This window comes from Sinorhizobium garamanticum (genome assembly GCF_029892065.1).
Lineage (GTDB): Bacteria > Pseudomonadota > Alphaproteobacteria > Rhizobiales > Rhizobiaceae > Sinorhizobium > Sinorhizobium garamanticum.
On sequence record NZ_CP120374.1, the window covers coordinates 943,263 to 959,164 of the forward strand.

The following is a 15,902-nucleotide window of genomic DNA, read 5'->3' on the forward strand; positions in this document are numbered from 1 at the left end:
GCCTCATCCTTCATGGTTTCGCCGGCGCCGGTGAGCAATCCGTTCGCCAGTGCAGGAATTTCGCGGGCACTCCCGCCACGACCGCAAAGGGCTCGACGTCGGAGACGACCACCGCGCCTGCGCCGACGAGCGCGCCTTTGCCGATCGTCACGCCGGGCAGGATGGTCGCATTGGTCCCGATATCGGCCCAGGCGCCGATGCGAACCGGCTTGATTTCGAGGTCGGTGCGAATGATCGGCACGTCGACGGGAATGCCGGTGTGGCTCGATCCGAGAATCTTGGCTCCCGGCCCCCATCCGACGAACTCCTCGATGACGAGATCGCGCGCGTCGAGGAAGGTCTGCGGGCCGATCCAGACATTGTCGCCAATCACGCATCTGCCGTCGTGGCGACCCTGGATGTAGGCCTGTGCACCGATGAAGACGCTGTTGCCTATCTCGAATGTTTCGGGATGCCTGAAGCTGGCACCGCTACCGACCTGCAAGCCGAAGCCGCAACGCTTCGCAACGCTTTGCCAGATCGCCTTGCGCATCAGCAGGTCGACGAAGCCGTCGCCAGCCATGAAGCGGCCGTAGAGCTCGACCAGCCCCGCCGTGCCGTAGAATTGTTTCAGCTCTTCGGCCAGCGCCGCCTGATAGCTCGGATCGGCAACGGCTTCACGGCGGCCATGCACCGCCTGGACAATTCGGATACCCGCAGAGCGCTCAGTGGACATGGGCCTCCTGCTCCACCGCAGACACCACCTGCTCGACCTGCCGGACCGTCATTTCCGGATAGATGGGGAGCGACAGAACCGACCGGGCGGCCGCCTCCGATCTCGGGAAATCGCCCGGCGCGTAACCGAGATCTGCATGGGCCTTCTGCAGATGCACCGGAATGGGATAGTGCAGGCCGAACTGTATGCCCTCGGTGCTGAGGGCATGCTGTAGCGCCTCACGATCCCGGCACCGGACGGCATAGATGTGGTAGACATGACGCCGGTCGGCGACCTCAAGAGGGGCCTTCACATGGCCGGACCCGGCAAGCAGCGCAGAGTAGCGCGCCGCATGGGCACGGCGCGATTGCGTCCAAGCGTCGAGATGTCTGAGCTTTACGCGCAGGATAGCCCCCTGGATACCGTCCATCCGGTAATTGAAGCCCTTGAGCACGTGGTGATACCGGCTTTCCTGACCCCAGTCCCTGAGCATGCGCATCGTGCGCGCGTGGCTGTCATTGCCGGTAACGACAATGCCGCCCTCGCCGCAGGCGCCCAGGTTCTTTCCCGGATAGAAGCTGAAGCAGCCCGATACCCCGATGCTTCCGGCGCGGCGGCCCTTGTATTCGGCGCCGTGGGCCTGGCAGGCATCCTCAATGATGGGTACGCCATGCCGGTCGGCGATGGCCTTGATGGCGTTCATGTCGGCCATTTGTCCGTAAAGATGGACCGGCACGATCGCCCTGGTACGAGGCGTGATTGCAGCCTCGAGCTTCGTCGCGTCCATCGTCAGCGTCACCGGCTCGACATCAACGAAGACCGGCAGCGCGCCGGTATAGCAAATCGCCGAGACCGTCGCGACGAAAGTGAAGGGGACGGTGATGACTTCGTCGCCGGGACCTGCGCCAAGCGCAAGCAACGCAAGATGGAGGGCACTCGTGCCTGTGTTGACGGCGATTGCGTGACGTGTGCCGCAAAAGGCCGCGAATTCTTGTTCGAACTCAGCGACCTCGTCGCCCAGAACATATTGCGCCGACGCGAGCACGCGCAGCGCTGCGGCATCTATCTCGTCCTTGATCGATGCATACTGCGCCCTGAGATCAAGGAAGGGGATCATGCGATGCGCCTCATGTGCTCGAGTTCGACGACCCGGCCGCGCTCGGCGAGCGACTGTGTGGCGGCCTCGAGGATTCTCACCACGCGCAGCCCGGCATTTCCGTCGGCGACCGGATTTTCATTTCGCTCGATGCAATCGATGAACTGGCGCAGTTCGATGCCGAGCGCCTCGGCGACGTCGAGGTGGGGGGCATACATATCGCCGGTGCGATAGCCGACCAGCATCTGGTAGACCTTCTCGCCGTTCTTCTGCGGGTTGCCGTTCAGCGTTATCCCCTTGTCGTAAACCTTGATCTTCTCACTGGGCTCCAGGTCGTCGTAGAGGATCATCTTGCTGCTGCCGCCGATCAGCGTCCGGCGCACCTTGACGGGCGCGAGCCAGTTGACGTGGATGTGAGCGATCAGCTTGCTTTCGAAGAAGAGGTTGAGATAGGCGATATTTGCCGGCTCGCCGGCAATATGGCTCATGCCCGTGGCCGACACCGCCACAGGCCGCTCCGGCAGCACGTAGTCCATGATCGACAGATCGTGCACGGCAAGGTCCCAGATGACGCTGACGTCGTGTTGGAAGAGGCCGAGATTGACCCTGACCGAGTCGTAGTAATAAACGTCGCCGAGCCCGTCCTCGACGAGTTCCCGCATCTTGCGGACGGCGCCCGTGTGCACGAAGGTGTGGTCGACCGCGAGCACGAGGCGGCGCCGCGCCGCCTCCTCGACCATGCGGCGCGCCTCATCCGAGGTCGCCGCCATCGGCTTTTCGACGAGCACGTGCTTGCCGGCCATCAGCGCCTTCATGGCGAGCTTGAAATGTGCGGCAGCCGGGGTGGCGATCGCAACGGCATCGACGCGCGGGTCGCGAAGGACCTCTTCAAAATCGTCCGTGATGTCGACAGCTGGGTAACGGGTCTGGACGGTCGCCAATCGCTCCTTGCGCAGATCGCACACGGAGACGAGGCGCGCCCCGGGCGTTTCCCAGAAGTTGCGCACGAGGTTTGGTCCCCAGTAACCGTATCCGACGACAGCAACGCCGATCATCTCATGCCTCCGCAGTCTCGATCGTGGCATCCTTGACGCGTCCGATGATCCGGGCGGGCACGCCGGCAACGATCGCGAAGCTTGGTACATCCTTGGTCACCACGGCGCCGGCGCCCACCTGGGCTGCCTCTCCGATCGTGACGCCGGCCAGAATGGTGGCATTGCTGCCGATGGAGGCGCGGCGCTTGACCCGTGTCGGCACGACGGTCCAGTCGGCCTCCGACTGAAGCCCCCCGTCGACATTGACGGCCCGTGGATGGATATCGTTGGTGAACATGACGCCATGGCCGACGAAGACGCCGTCCTCTAGCGTCACGCCTTCGCAGATGAAGGAATGGCTGGAAATCTTGCAGTTCCGGCCGATCGCCGCGTTCTTCTGAATTTCCACGAACGTGCCGATCCGCGTGCCGGCGCCGATAGCACAACCATAGAGATTGACGAGATCCGGATGATGGATAACAACACCGCCTTGCAGCGTGACATCGGACGCAATCATGCCGGCACAAGCCCCTATGTTCTTCCTAGTGGCTGCTGAACTCGTGTGAACTTGGCCGGGTAGCTCCCTTTCCTGCTTCTTCTTGGGGGCAAAGAGCCAAGCCTTCGAAACTCAAAGGAATTCCTTTTCACCCAGGCAGTAAAGAAAACAATATTAAGTATTTAAGCCGTCGAAAGAGGTATTCGCCTGCACAACATTGATGATTGCGCGCTGCAACTCTCACTGGTGGAGCCGAATTGCATCTTGGCTCTAGCCCAAAATAGTCATTATGCGGGCTACCAGTCGAGCTGACGGTCCCGCCGGCGGCGGGAGAACATGTCGCTCAATGAAGGGCAGCATCCGCGGGCTCCGGCCTGAACCAGCAGGCCATGTGGCGCGGCAATGTCCGCGCTCGGCGCTCGGTAACCGGCCGAGGAGCATGTCGGATGTAGAATATCGCCTGTTGCTCGCCCGTTCGATGCAACACGTCCTACATTTGGGTATGTGGCCCGGTCGTATCTCAGCGAATAAACTCGTTGTCGCAAATGGATGAACAGGACGCGAGTTGCTGACGATGCATCGTACGGCAGTAGACTTTTCCGCAGAACTCGCCATCAGCGCGTTTCGGCAAATCGCGGCGCTGAAAAGAGCTTGGCAATATCGGATGCGCGTTGTCACCGGGCGGCAACGCTCAGTAAGGCCGACCATTTATTTCCTGACCCCGGACCACCAGCCGCCCTCCGGCGGGATCAGAGTAATATACCGGCATGTGGACATGCTGAATTCTGCCGGTATGGACGCGTTTGTGCTGCATCAACGACGGGGATTCCGCTGCACGTGGTTCGAAAATCGGAGCCGTATCGCCTATGTCGGGGATACGACGGTCCTGCGGGGAGATATCCTCGTGATCCCGGAAGTGTGCGTTGACATCCTGGACCGTCTTCCTCCCGGCACTGAATACATAATATTCAACCAGAATGTGCACCATACCTGGGAAGGAAGGACGCGTTACACCGCAAAGCACTACGCACCCGGGAGCGGCTTGAAGGGCGTCATCGCCGTTTCCAAGCACAACCAGGAGACGCTCCGCTATATTTTCGAGCACCTTGATGTTCGCAGAGTCCACGTCGGCATAGATTTCGGGATGTTTCATCCGGCAGAAAGCCCTCGAACAAACCGCATCGCCTATATGCCGCGGAGGATGCCCGGCGACGCATTCAAGGTGCTAGAACTTCTGCGCGGGCGCGGCCTTCTCGATGGCTGGGACGTCGTGCCGCTAGACCGTATCCCCCAATCAGAAGTTGCCACGCAATTGCAGACGACGAAAATGTTTCTGGCCTTCTCCCACCAGGAAGGTCTAGGTCTTCCGCCCGCCGAAGCGATGGCCTGCGGAAACTATGTGATCGGTTACCACGGTTTTGGCGGGCGAGAATTCTTCCGCTCGGACTTCAGTGCCCCCATCGAAACTGGTGACCTTCTCGGCTTCGCGCAAGCGATCGAGCACGCGATGACGATGGAAAATGCGCATCCCGGCTGGTGCCAGGCGCAAGGCGCCAAGGCATCCGAGTTTATTTTGTCAGAGTATTCGCTTGAACGGGAGCAGGAAGAGGTGACGCAGATTTACGCGGATTTCCTGAAGGCGACATGATCCGTTGCTCCTTACGTCCGATCGTGCCGGGCCTTCGGTTGCCCTGCTGCCGGCTCTCAAGACACCGAATAATGCCAATCGACGTCCGCGGGCACTGGAGGCCTACCTTATGACACGATCGACGCTGGGTGTTTTCAACACTCTGCTGGTGATGCTGACAAAGGGTCGACGCAGGAAGGCTGTTCCACTGCATCGCGTCCCTCGCGTCAGCGTTGTAATCCCCTGCTACAATTATGGCCGTTATCTGCGACAATGCGTCGAAAGTGTCACGCAAAACCAGCCGGGCATCGAAGTCGAGGTGATCATAGTCGACGACAAGTCGACTGATGACAGCCTCGCTGTCGCGTTATCGCTCCAGGACTGCGACACACGCATACGTGTGATCCGGCACCAGCAAAACAAGGGCCATATCGCGACTTACAATGAGGGCCTGAATGCGGCGACCGGGGAGTTCGTACTGCTCTTATCGGCCGACGACCTCGTGACGCCTGGCGCGCTTCCCAGAGCTGCCGCGCTTTTGATTGCCGAGCCGTCCGTAGGGATGGTCTACGGCAACGCCATTCACTTCAGCAAGGACTTGCCGGAGAGTCGCAGCGAAGGAACGGACTGGATCATTTGGTCCGGCACGACCTGGCTGCAGGCCCGTTGTCGCTCGGGATACAACGTCATCGCGTCGCCGGAAGCCGTCATGCGAACTGCTGTGCTGCGCGAAATCGGCGGATATCGCGCGGACCTGCCGCATGCGGGTGACTTCGAGATGTGGCTACGGACCTCTGCGGTCTCGGACATTGGCTTTGTGGCCGGCGTGGATCAAGCCTATTACCGGCACCACGCAACCAACATGAACAAACAGGACTTCAGTTCGGGCACCGCGTTCGGTCAGTTGATCGATCTCAAACAGCGCTGGCAGTCCTTCGAAGCTGTGTTCGCCGGGGTCGGACGCGGCCTGATGGACGGACCACAGCTTTTGGAACTTGCTCGCCGCACCATGGCACGCCAAGCGCTTGAGAACGTCAACTATGCGTATGCCAGGGGCTTCCGCGACTTTCCGGTTGGCGAGTTCGAGGCCCTTGCAAACGAGATCCACTGGGATATGAGGAACACGAAAACAGGTCGAGCGCTTGCCAGGCGCAAACGGCTAGGAATGACCGCGCTGCCGCTGCATCCGCTGTGGGCCGCATCCGCATGCCGTTGGCGCCTGGAGGAATTGTGCCGGCGATGGCGACGCTCCCGAATCGGGATGTGAAGCTAGGACCCTTGTAGGATCTCGGCTAAGGTAGGCTGACCGGGGCTGGGGTGCTGACCGCTTGCCATCACCTCCTCGCGGCGGTCCACGTCCCGCCTCGCACGCTTCTCGGCGAAACATAGTATCGCCCGATTATTTCCCTTTTTCGGATCGAGAAGATGACGCCGTGAATCGGTAGCGGGGGAAGATATCGCCGCCACACCATTCAAAAGGTGTTAGATACACTAACACCATATACTACAAATGCATGACTCCAAGGGTATCCATCACCACCAAACGCACAAGTATACTCCTTTTTTAGTCCTGATGCCCCAATTTGGTTGTTTCGTTCCGAGGGTGATTATAGTAGTCTCTTATTTATTAAACTTTACTTGAATATATACTCACCAAGTTCGTGATGACGTCGGCACGCCATGTCCCGTCTACACCTTGAATGAAGCGGGCTATGCACGACGTGCCAAAGGGGCCGCAGCTATGAACGCCAAGATCTCGATGAGCGGAAGCGACTTCCTGGCTCCAGTCGCGTGCGGGTGGATAATGCACCCTGTACCGCCAAAGAGGTATGTCTACTATAAGATTTTGGGGGTCCTTAACCTACCTTGGAATAGGGCAGACTGGGTCGCCGTATTTGGATCTGATTAGACGCGAAGCTTGAGGCTTTGGTGGATCCACGCCGGCATTTATTAGACGAAAAACCTTAGTGATGTTTGTTTTAGTAACAGCGTATATTGGTCACGTTTTAAATTAGAAACTGAAGGCATAATCTCGCGCAAGTTTCCCGAACACGATTGCAAGAGAGAGATTGCTATTGGGGGAAGATACCTATGAAACTTATAACAAATGGAAAAGATATAAAGGATGAAACTCCCGAAGACATTGACGACAATATTAATTCACGCACAGAACTACCTCCTGCCTCAGAGCGTTTGCTTGTGATAATCGACAGCCGGGCACTTGATCGCCAATGCTTGGCGCAGAGCATCGTTGCTCACAAGGTGGATATGCGCGTCCTTGCAATTGGTTCGATCGAGGAATGGAGGCAGCAGCAGCACCAGCACCCGCCACTGTCCTCAATCCTCCTGAATGTCGGAGGAAGAAAGATCGTTGACCCGGCCGTCGCCGAGGAAATCAGGAGGCTCTCATCCGAGTTCGAACCGATGCCCGTGATCGTTCTGGCTGATACGGACGATCTCGCTCAGATAATGAAGGCACTCGAATACGGTGCCAAAGGCTATATCCCTTCCTCGGTCAGCATAGATGTGTGCATCGAGGCAATCGACCTTGCGATGGCAGGCGGAACCTTCGTTCCTGCAAGCAGCGTATTTGCGATGCGCCGGCTGCTCGAGTCGGCCGGCAACGCAGTGACACGTCCTTTGGCTGGCATGTTCACGGCGCGCCAGGCCGAAGTGGTGGAGGCTCTGCGACGCGGAAAGGCGAACAAGATCATTGCCTACGAGCTCAACCTTCGAGAAAGCACCGTCAAGGTCCACATCCGCAACATCATGAAGAAGGTCAAGGCGACAAACAGGACTGAAGTTGCCTATAAGATAAACGATCTTTTTCCCAGCGATCCCTCCACCGATGGGACGAGCTGGCCAGATCACTGAACAGGCCGGCGGCACGTAAACAATCGTCCTCCACCTCCCTTGACGCCCTAACGCTAGGCGTCAGATGCGAATTGCATCGCGTGCGAGAATGGTAGTCAAAACCCCGTCCCGCGCAAGACGACAAAGATGGTCCTCGACAGGATCGACAGATCAGTGCCGAAGGACACGATGCCAGCATAGCGTGTGTCGTAGGTTGCGCGCTGGGCGAACGTAGACATGTTGCGCTCGCTGATCTGCCAGAGCCCGGTGATCCCCGGCCGCAAGGTGAAGTACGCGCTGCCCGGATAATATGGTCGCTGTTCCGGCAGCATCGGCCGCGGGCCGACAAGGCTCATGTCACCAAGAAGTACATTCAACAACTGCGGCAACTCATCGAGCGAAAATTTGCGCAGATATTTGCCGAGCGGCGTGACGCGAGGATCATCTTGAAGCTTCTGCGTCTGATCCCACTCGATGCGAGCCAGGGGGTTGGCCTCCAGATACTCCTCCAGCCTTCGTTCTGCGTCCGGAACCATCGTGCGAAGCTTCCAGAGGTTGAAAACCCTTCCTCCCTCGCCGAGGCGCTGCTGGCAAAAAAATGCCCTCTCGCCATCCAGGCGGATGAGCAAGGCCAGGACGCCGACAATGGCCAAGGCAAATGGCCCGATCATCAGCGTTGCCAGAACGTCAAAACCGCGTTTGGCGGTAAGATAGAATGGCCGCGAGCGAAGCGCTGAGCCATGCGACACGGGTCGCGTGATAAGCCAGTGAGGATATAGCCTAGGACTTTTCGGCATTGCGCTCTCCACGATTAATAGTGGAACCCCGCCGCAAGCACAGACCTTTTATGCCCTGATCTCAAAAAGAAATGAGATGGGTGGATCCATATAAGATATTTTTGTTCAAAAATTTCGTACAAATCGCTTGCGGTAAAAGTATTTTAATGAATATTCGATCCTTTCATCAATAGATCTTCTTTAGATAATTTGGTCTAGTATGCTTGTTGTCAAAATATTACTCTATTAATTCACGCATCAAAAGCTGCCGCAGAAGATCTCTGCGGCAGTGATTTTGTTGGCAATACAGGATTCTTCCCTTCTACTCCTGTCCTCGACGAGCGAGCCTGCGCCTTGGTGGCGCTACAGCCGCGCCAGCGTGACGATTTGCACTACAGCGCGCGCGTCCAATCGGACGCGCCAAGGCCGCTGTAACCCTTTGAATGGCTGCATGATTTTGTCCTCAAATCGATTCCGATCTAAGGAAGCATGCCGCAGGGAGTTCTCTGCTCGATGCAACTGCCGATCGAAGACAGCATGACCGCATTTGCCCGGTCTTTGGAAGACGTCCGACCCGCTAACACTAGCAGCAGATTGAGTGAGAACTGTCAGACGAATGCCAGGCTGCAGCGCAATCGTGGAGGTATCGAATTCCCTCTTTCGGAGGAGGCATCTGGGAAGCGATGCCTGGCCGAACTGCCCAATCGACGGAAGAACGGGTTTTGCCACATCGGCTGGCTGCACGGTCTTGATGACGGCGCAAGGCAACCGCCGGCGGAATCGATGTCGTCCGCTCTGACCCGAGTAAGGCACAGCGATGAAGAGCCGCTCCTAAAGGCAGTCGAACGCCAATTCCAGTTGGCGCCGGGAGAGGTTGGTACATTTGTTGCTACGACCGGTCAGGAGGCGGGGCAGATGGCGATGCTGGGTTCCATTCTCCATTCAACTCAGACGCATGCGCACCGAAGGCAAGGGCCAGCATGATCCCGGAGCGATAGAGGCGAATGAGAACGACGCCAACAAAGGCAAGTGCGCGCGGCCGCCACCCTTTCAATCGCTCGGAGAAGCCAATCCGAACCAACTCGGCCACCGGAGAGAGTGCGACGGCAACGCTGCGAAGGACCCAACGCAGTCGCCAGCCAGATTTGGACTGAATGCGGGCGAAATCATGTATTGTATGGCGCCTCCATTTCCTTGCGATGTCGCCAAACGTTTTCCGTGCCGGATGGTAGACGATCATGCTGGGGCAATAGTGTGTGCGATACCCCTGTCCCAAAGCCCGCTGACCCCAATCGCGGTCCTCTGCGATCTCTAACCCACCAAACGGACCAACTGCGAAAAAGATCTCCGCGCGAACAGCAAGATTACCGGTGCCGGTGAACCCTTGCTTGGCGATATATTCCTTCATGCGATAGGCAAATACGCTCTCATAGGCTTCCAGGAGGGTGAGCCGGCGCGGATCCTGATATGCGATCCGCACATCGCCGCCTAAGACTGCAATCTCGGGGTTTTCCGAAAAGCGGCGCTCAATCTCGCCCAACCAGTCGGCGTCGGCAATGCAATCGGCATCAATGAACGCCAGGATTTCCCCGATCGCCTGCGATGCCCCGAGGTTGCGTGCCGGTCCCGGCCCGGGCGTAGGCTGAGACAAGAGCCGGACCGCAGGGAAGCTCGAGCAGATCGCAGTTGGCTTCGCCTTCGAGCCGTTGTCTACGACGATGACCTCGACCGGCTGTCGAAGGCCCTCCTGACAACAAAGGGACTTCAGGCAAAAGCTCAGTGCCTCCGACTGATTAAGATGCGGGATAATGACGCTGATCATTGACGCTCAATCCCGGCCGCAACAGGGTACTATACATGTCGAGATACTGGCGGGCCTCGACCGACCATTGAAATCGGCGTTCGGCGACCGCGCGACCGAAGACACCCATGCTCTTACGCCTCTCCGGGTCGTCGATAAGGCGGACGATGCCGTCCGCGAGCGCGTGCGGCGAGTGCTCCGGCACGACAAGCGCCGCGCCTTCGGCTTCGCGCGTCGCCTGGCCCAGATTGAACTGGACGATCGGCAAACCCAGCATCATGTATTCAAATACCTTGTTCATGGAGAGTTTGTCGTTACACTCGTTCGGCGGATCAGGGATGATCCCCAGGCTAAGGGCCGACAGATGCGCCATGAGCCGCGGGCCGCTGAGATAGCCGGTAAAGTGCAATGAGCTGTCCAGCTTGAGCTTGGCGGAAAGCGCCTTCAGCCCGTTGAGTTCGGGTCCGTCGCCGATGATGACGCAATGGATATCATCACGCCTTCGAACGCGGACGACCTCATTCATGGCGCGCACAAGGGTTTCAACACCGTCCTGTGCACCCATGATGCCTATGTAGCCCACGAGATGCTTTCCGGGGACCACAAGCGACGGCTCGGCTTCCGTGCGCTGAAACTTCGAAGCTTCGGGATAGCTCTTCACAACGACCACCCGGTCGGGGGGCATGCCGCCGCGCGCAACGGCGATATCGCGAAAGCTCTCATTTGTGGCAATGCTGGCATCCGCGACGCGGAAAGTCTGCCTCTCGAAGAAGCAGAGCAACCGATAGAGCAGGTCTTTCCGGCCGAACTTTGTGTAGTAGAGCTCCGGTCCGAGATCATGGTGGTCGAAGACGAAGAAGGTACCAAAGAGGAGCTTGTGCAGCAGCGCGATGAGGAACATCAGGTCCGGCGGGTTGCACGCCTGTATGACGTCGATCCGCCTGCGTCGCCTCGCCCGGAACGAAAGCAGGCCGTGATGAACAAGGGCGGAGAAATACTCCCGCAGATATCCTGCGATAGAAGCTGCTTCATGTAACGGATACCGATAGATGTGTACGCCGCCGATGACCTCGTAAGCTTCGTCGTAGCCCTTCCCCGCCGGACAGATTACGGACACGTCGTAGCCCGCTCCGTGCAGCGCCTGCGCCTCCTGCCAGACCCGTCGATCGAAGGGAACGGGAAGGTTTTCGACGAGGATCAGGACGTGGCGACTTTGTGACATGCTAGCCCCGCGAGAAATTTCGAGAACTGCGTCAAAGCTCACAATATGTTTGGTCGCCCATAAGCCTCCAGTCGGCAAACCGGATAGCTCCTTGCGCCTTTTGTTGAGGTACACTCGCTCGGGCAGCGGGGTTAATAATCTAAGGAATTCTTTGCGCGCGGGCGCTTCTGGAACGTACGGGAAACTGGATGGCAGTGCGTCACTCGGACCTGCTGCCAGCCCGACCGCATTTCTCGGGCATCCGCTTCCGTTGGAGGTGCTAATCTAGCGCTGAAGACGCCTTCCTGCAGAAATGTTTCATGACGGTGAATGACATGACATCATCGACGCTTGAAGATTTGAAGGACGTCATCCCTCAGACGCTTGGCATTGAGGCTGCAGGCAGGGTTGCGGACGGCCCCGTGGAATCAGGGAAGCGGCCGGATCACGAGGGTCTGCCGGCCGCCTCAGTGTCAGTCGTCATTGTCACATACAACAGCGCTTCTGTGCTGATTTCCTTGTTGGACTCGCTTCCAGAGGGCCTGACGGGCGTCGAACGGTTCGAAGTCATTGTCGTCGACAACGATTCCCGCGATGGATCGGCCGAATTGGCAGAAGCCCATCCCCTCGAGCCTAGAGTGATACGCATGGGCCGCAACGCCGGTTACGCGGCAGCCATCAATGTCGCAGCGACGACGGTGCATCAGGGCTCGAACATCCTCGTCCTGAATCCTGATCTTCAACTCTGCCCCGGAGCCGTTGCACCACTCGTCGAATGCGCTGCAATGCCATCGGTGGGAATCGCCGTTCCCCGAAACTACGGGAAGGACGGCAAGACCGATCCGACACATCGAAGAGAACCCTCGATCCTCACCGCTTGGGCCGAGGCCATTTTAGGAGGAAAGCTGGCCGCGCGACTTGGTTGGGGGGAGGTAATCAGCGAGCCGACCCGATATGAATGCGCGGGACCGGTGGAGTGGGCGAGCGGGGCGGCCCTGTTGCTTTCAGCGCGGGCGCGCCGTGCCGTCGGCAGATGGGACGAGTCGTTTTTTCTCTACAGTGAAGAAGTGGATTATCAGAGGCGTGTCCGCGAGGCGGGTTTCGAGATCGTCTACGAGCCGAGGTCGCAGGTCATCCATTCCGGTGGAGAATGCGGAACGGATCCGCGGCTGTTCGCGCTGATGACGGCCAACAGGATACGCTACTACCAACGACATCACGGGCTTTTGCAGACGTCGTTGTTCAGGTTGGGGGTTGCCGTTGGAGAAGCAGTCCGATCCTGCCGGGGATCGATACACCGGGCGGGGCTGCGTAGTGCCGTGATGCCGTTGAAGCCGGCATCCGATTCATCGGCGAGATAGTCGAGGTGGGAACAGCGGCTGCAGAAAAATGCCGGATCGTAAATTTTCATGGCATAGGGGAGCCGTCACGTGTGCTCGACGCAAACGAAGCCGATTACTGGATCGACGTGGACCGTTTCCGCAAGGTGCTCGACCGCATCGCTAACCATCCACACCGCGAACGGCTATCCATCACCTTCGATGATGGCAACATATCCGACCTGCTGGTTGCCGCGCCCGAATTGGACCGGCGGGGTCTAAAGGCGGAGTTTTTCGTACTGACGGGTCGTATTGGCCAGCCAGGATCCCTGGGGCCCGACGACATCCGCTCACTGATGAAGATGGGCATGCGCATCGGTAGCCATGGCGTCGCTCATTGCGATTGGTCCAAGCTTTCGGCGATAGAGCTGAACCATGAGCTGGAGGCGTCGAAAAGGACCCTGGAGGAAATTTGCCTCGTTCCCATTCGGTCCGCGTCGATCCCGTTCGGGCGGTACAATGGTGCGGTATTGCTGGAGTTGCGGAGGGCCGGTTATGCGACCGCCTATTCAAGCGACGGAGGCCATTTTGTCAATTCGCCTTTTCTCAGGCCGAGGACCTCGGTTCGCCGGGATGCGACCGACAGCGCAATCGTGCAGATCTTGTCCGGTGAACTACCGATCTGGCGCCGCCTGCGTAGAGCCGTCCGTATGACAATCAAAGCACGAACCTGCGGCAGGTCTCGTTAACTTGGAAAGGATTCAAGGAAAGCCCTGCAGTAATTTACTGCGTGACTCCTTAAATCGGGATCGATTTAAGGACAAAATCATGCAGCACTCAAAGTGCTACAGCGACATTAGCGCGTCCGACGCTCGACGCTGTAAAGTGTTACGGCAACCTTTGCGCGCCCAAAGACCACGGCGCTGTATCGCTGCACCAACGCCTTCCACGCGGAAGGGGTTCGTATGGTTCGCAAAGGAGGCTGGAGGAAGCGGCGGAAGGTCCTCATCGGAGGAATGCCATGACGTCGTCATTCATCTGCTTTGCATCCGCCGAGCCCATAGGTAGGCGCGCTCCGCCCAAGAAGCGATGCGCGCGCGAGCGCCTTCCGGCGATTTTAGGAAGGGACCCGCGGCTGTGACGTCAAGGCCGTTGGTCCGCAGTTTGAAAGAGCTCACCCCGGGGTTGGCAGAGAGGTCTATTCCCCCCAAGTCGTACCAACGTGAGCCGCGCGTTTGTAACACTTCAATCGTTCGCCAATGCAGGATGTAGGAAGCCCTTAGTTCACGCCCAAGGTCGGTGCTTGCCCCCGCAAGATATACCGCCACATCGCCATGAACAGCAATAATGCTTCCGGCAAGCGGTGCATTGTTCTGCTGAGCCAGCCCAACAATCAACCTGTCCTGAGCCGACAGCTTCTCCTGAATATCTGCAAAGAAATTGGCGTTGAGATCGGCAGTGAAGCCCTTTCTCACTTGAAGAGCCTCAAGCATATGGCCAACTTGCTCGAAACGACACAGTTCCGTACCAAAGCTCACGTCAAGGCCGTTGCGCTCCGCAGTATTGAGGTTCCGCCGCCAATGACTGTGAAAGGACGACCGCATACGTTCTAAAGGCCGATCAAGGTCGATCAGCACTGTTCGGTATTGTCCACTTCCATCACATGCACGGAACCCGGCGCGCTCGAATCGCTGCGCGATAGCGTGGTTTCGCTCAGACAGATCGATTGGCACCGCAATGCGAAGCGCGAGACCACGACGCTGAACGTACTCTCGATCCAGCGCCTCAAGGCATATTTCAAGGCGTTCGAGGTCGTTGTCAGGGCCATGGCTCTTCCTAACAAGGGGGCCGCCACTAATATAAGCCAGTCCTCCGCCTATGACCGGCAGCGCTTTGATGCGAACGTTTGCCAGCGCAAGGACATCACCGCCACTTTGGACGGCCACGTGTTCGCTGGCCGCGCCACGCTTTTTCGCCAACGCCTCGCTGTACGGCCACGTTTGACGGTAGTTGAAGTCCAAGAAATTCCGGACTACATACTCCCATTGTGAGCGATCAAGATGCTTGATGCTGGCGCGCGCGCCTGACACCGAACTTTCGCCGAGCAACGCGTTCATCGCTACTGTTTGATCCACCTGATCCATCCAAAATGACAGTGTTGAACTTCGGGAAAGCGGCGAAGGCGCTTCAGTAACCGTATTTTTCGGGAGCAAATCGGCACTTGTTCAAAACGACACCGAGCACGTTGGTCCTCTCGGACAATTCCTGCTCGCAGACATCGACCTCGCCAAGGGTGCTCTGCTCGGCTGCAGCGACAAGGATGACGCAGTCGACATTCGGCAGGAATGCCATGACGTCATCATTGGAGAGCATGGGCGGCATATCGAACAGGACGACGTCCGGGCACATCCTTTGCCGCATCTCCTGAAGCACTCTCACCGTCTCGCGGCTTTGCAATAGCTCCGCCGAAAACGACATGGCCTGGCTGTTGGCGCCGATTGCGAGATTGTCGTTGTGGCGCAGAAAAGCGTCGGCGATCTCGCGCTCCCCCTTCAGAAAACTCTCGATCGTTGACGGGGCGCTGACACCAAGCATCTTGGCAACCTGCGGCCGTTTCAGATCCAGATCGACCAGAACCGTGCGACATTCCCTCTGGTTCGCCAGGCTGAACGCCAGATTCAATGCGACAAAGGTCTTGCCGCATCCGGGTGTTGGCGACGTGATGGCAACCGTCGTCCAGCTGTGCTGCTGTAACTGCTGCAGCAGTTTGGTTCGCATCATATCGAATACGGCGTGTGCCGGGTTCAATCGGCTCGTTGTGACAATCCGGTTGCCGGCAGCGACACGTGCATCGGTTCGCAATGGCGGCAACGTCTCCCAAAGCGCGTCGCTTCCCGCCCGGCCCGGTCGTTCTGACGCGCATCGCTCCTGCAGGGATACTTTACGGTGTTCCATGTCTCACGCCCCGAATTTTGCATAAACGGCTCAGCTGTTGCCGGCTTTCC

Annotated in this window: 14 protein-coding genes; 5 read left to right on the top strand and 9 right to left on the bottom strand. The window is 58.3% G+C overall.

Annotated features, from left to right (window positions below; translation table 11 throughout):
• Nucleotides 1–10 precede the first annotated feature (10 nt).
• The 4 genes from PZN02_RS24340 to PZN02_RS24355 are packed head-to-tail and all read right to left on the bottom strand — an operon-like array spanning nt 11 to nt 3,341.
• A complete protein-coding gene (locus PZN02_RS24340; RefSeq protein ID WP_280663193.1) occupies nt 11–715 on the bottom strand; it encodes an acyltransferase in 705 nt (234 codons plus the stop codon).
• Nucleotides 705–1,811, bottom strand: coding sequence for a DegT/DnrJ/EryC1/StrS family aminotransferase (locus PZN02_RS24345; protein WP_280663194.1), 1,107 nt, complete (start codon nt 1,809–1,811; stop codon nt 705–707). The genes PZN02_RS24340 and PZN02_RS24345 overlap by 11 nt, the downstream gene beginning before the upstream one ends.
• The gene (locus tag PZN02_RS24350) at nt 1,808–2,845 is read right to left on the bottom strand and encodes a Gfo/Idh/MocA family protein (protein WP_280663195.1); all 1,038 of its coding nucleotides are present in this window, start codon (nt 2,843–2,845) and stop codon (nt 1,808–1,810) included. The genes PZN02_RS24345 and PZN02_RS24350 overlap by 4 nt, the downstream gene beginning before the upstream one ends.
• 1 nt (nt 2,846) lies before the next feature.
• Nucleotides 2,847–3,341 carry an acyltransferase gene (locus tag PZN02_RS24355; RefSeq protein ID WP_280663196.1) on the bottom strand — a complete coding sequence of 165 codons (495 nt, stop codon included), beginning with the start codon at nt 3,339–3,341 and terminating at the stop codon, nt 2,847–2,849.
• A 553-nt stretch (nt 3,342–3,894) separates the two neighbouring features.
• Between PZN02_RS24355 and PZN02_RS24360 the strand changes: the two genes are divergently transcribed.
• The 3 genes from PZN02_RS24360 (at nt 3,895) to PZN02_RS24370 (ending at nt 7,821) form a co-directional block, all read left to right on the top strand.
• Nucleotides 3,895–4,968 (top strand): glycosyltransferase, encoded by a 1,074-nt coding sequence (locus tag PZN02_RS24360; RefSeq protein WP_280663259.1) that lies wholly within the window; start codon nt 3,895–3,897, stop codon nt 4,966–4,968.
• 151 nt (nt 4,969–5,119) lie between these two features.
• On the top strand, nt 5,120–6,214 hold the full coding sequence (locus tag PZN02_RS24365) for a glycosyltransferase family 2 protein (protein ID WP_280663260.1): 1,095 nt from the start codon (nt 5,120–5,122) through the stop codon (nt 6,212–6,214).
• Between the two features lie 824 nt (nt 6,215–7,038).
• Complete coding sequence (locus PZN02_RS24370) at nt 7,039–7,821, top strand: LuxR C-terminal-related transcriptional regulator (RefSeq protein ID WP_280663197.1); 783 nt, start codon at nt 7,039–7,041, stop codon at nt 7,819–7,821.
• Between the two features lie 95 nt (nt 7,822–7,916).
• On the opposite strand, the gene PZN02_RS24375 is transcribed toward PZN02_RS24370, so the two are convergent.
• The 3 genes from PZN02_RS24375 to PZN02_RS24385 all read right to left on the bottom strand — a co-directional run bounded on the left by PZN02_RS24375 (nt 7,917) and on the right by PZN02_RS24385 (nt 11,599).
• The gene (locus tag PZN02_RS24375; protein WP_425336352.1) at nt 7,917–8,471 is read right to left on the bottom strand and encodes a sugar transferase; all 555 of its coding nucleotides are present in this window, start codon (nt 8,469–8,471) and stop codon (nt 7,917–7,919) included.
• Nucleotides 8,472–9,465: 994 nt separating this feature from the next.
• Nucleotides 9,466–10,398, bottom strand: coding sequence for a glycosyltransferase family 2 protein (locus tag PZN02_RS24380; protein WP_280663199.1), 933 nt, complete (start codon nt 10,396–10,398; stop codon nt 9,466–9,468).
• Entirely contained in the window at nt 10,370–11,599 is a 1,230-nt protein-coding gene (locus PZN02_RS24385; protein ID WP_280663201.1) for a glycosyltransferase family 4 protein, read from the bottom strand. Before PZN02_RS24385 ends, PZN02_RS24380 begins: the two co-directional genes overlap by 29 nt.
• Before the next feature lie 401 nt (nt 11,600–12,000).
• On the opposite strand from PZN02_RS24385, the gene PZN02_RS24390 reads away from it, so the two are divergent.
• Together PZN02_RS24390 and PZN02_RS24395 are read left to right on the top strand one after the other, a co-directional pair.
• Nucleotides 12,001–12,939 (top strand): glycosyltransferase family 2 protein, encoded by a 939-nt coding sequence (locus PZN02_RS24390; RefSeq protein WP_280663261.1) that lies wholly within the window; start codon nt 12,001–12,003, stop codon nt 12,937–12,939.
• 71 nt (nt 12,940–13,010) lie between these two features.
• Complete coding sequence (locus PZN02_RS24395) at nt 13,011–13,646, top strand: polysaccharide deacetylase family protein (protein ID WP_280663202.1); 636 nt, start codon at nt 13,011–13,013, stop codon at nt 13,644–13,646.
• Between the two features lie 285 nt (nt 13,647–13,931).
• On the opposite strand, the gene PZN02_RS24400 is transcribed toward PZN02_RS24395, so the two are convergent.
• Together PZN02_RS24400 and PZN02_RS24405 are read right to left on the bottom strand one after the other, a co-directional pair.
• The gene (locus tag PZN02_RS24400; RefSeq protein WP_280663203.1) at nt 13,932–15,032 is read right to left on the bottom strand and encodes a lipid II:glycine glycyltransferase FemX; all 1,101 of its coding nucleotides are present in this window, start codon (nt 15,030–15,032) and stop codon (nt 13,932–13,934) included.
• 52 nt (nt 15,033–15,084) lie between these two features.
• Nucleotides 15,085–15,852, bottom strand: a complete 768-nt coding sequence (locus tag PZN02_RS24405) for a CpsD/CapB family tyrosine-protein kinase (RefSeq protein ID WP_280663204.1) — start codon at nt 15,850–15,852, stop codon at nt 15,085–15,087.
• Nucleotides 15,853–15,902: the final 50 nt, after the last annotated feature.

Excerpts from the sequence above, each read along its gene's own strand:
- PZN02_RS24350 (WP_280663195.1), bottom strand. The coding sequence starts at position 2,845 with ATGATCGGCGTTGCTGTCGTCGGATACGGTTACTGGGGACCAAACCTC.
- PZN02_RS24385 (WP_280663201.1), bottom strand. The coding sequence starts at position 11,599 with ATGTCACAAAGTCGCCACGTCCTGATCCTCGTCGAAAACCTTCCCGTT.
- PZN02_RS24345 (WP_280663194.1), bottom strand. The coding sequence starts at position 1,811 with ATGATCCCCTTCCTTGATCTCAGGGCGCAGTATGCATCGATCAAGGAC.
- PZN02_RS24405 (WP_280663204.1), bottom strand. The coding sequence starts at position 15,852 with ATGGAACACCGTAAAGTATCCCTGCAGGAGCGATGCGCGTCAGAACGA.
- PZN02_RS24340 (WP_280663193.1), bottom strand. The coding sequence starts at position 715 with ATGTCCACTGAGCGCTCTGCGGGTATCCGAATTGTCCAGGCGGTGCAT.
- PZN02_RS24355 (WP_280663196.1), bottom strand. The coding sequence starts at position 3,341 with ATGATTGCGTCCGATGTCACGCTGCAAGGCGGTGTTGTTATCCATCAT.
- PZN02_RS24365 (WP_280663260.1), top strand. The coding sequence starts at position 5,120 with ATGCTGACAAAGGGTCGACGCAGGAAGGCTGTTCCACTGCATCGCGTC.
- PZN02_RS24380 (WP_280663199.1), bottom strand. The coding sequence starts at position 10,398 with ATGATCAGCGTCATTATCCCGCATCTTAATCAGTCGGAGGCACTGAGC.
- PZN02_RS24360 (WP_280663259.1), top strand. The coding sequence starts at position 3,895 with ATGCATCGTACGGCAGTAGACTTTTCCGCAGAACTCGCCATCAGCGCG.
- PZN02_RS24370 (WP_280663197.1), top strand. The coding sequence starts at position 7,039 with ATGAAACTTATAACAAATGGAAAAGATATAAAGGATGAAACTCCCGAA.
- PZN02_RS24375 (WP_425336352.1), bottom strand. The coding sequence starts at position 8,471 with ATGATCGGGCCATTTGCCTTGGCCATTGTCGGCGTCCTGGCCTTGCTC.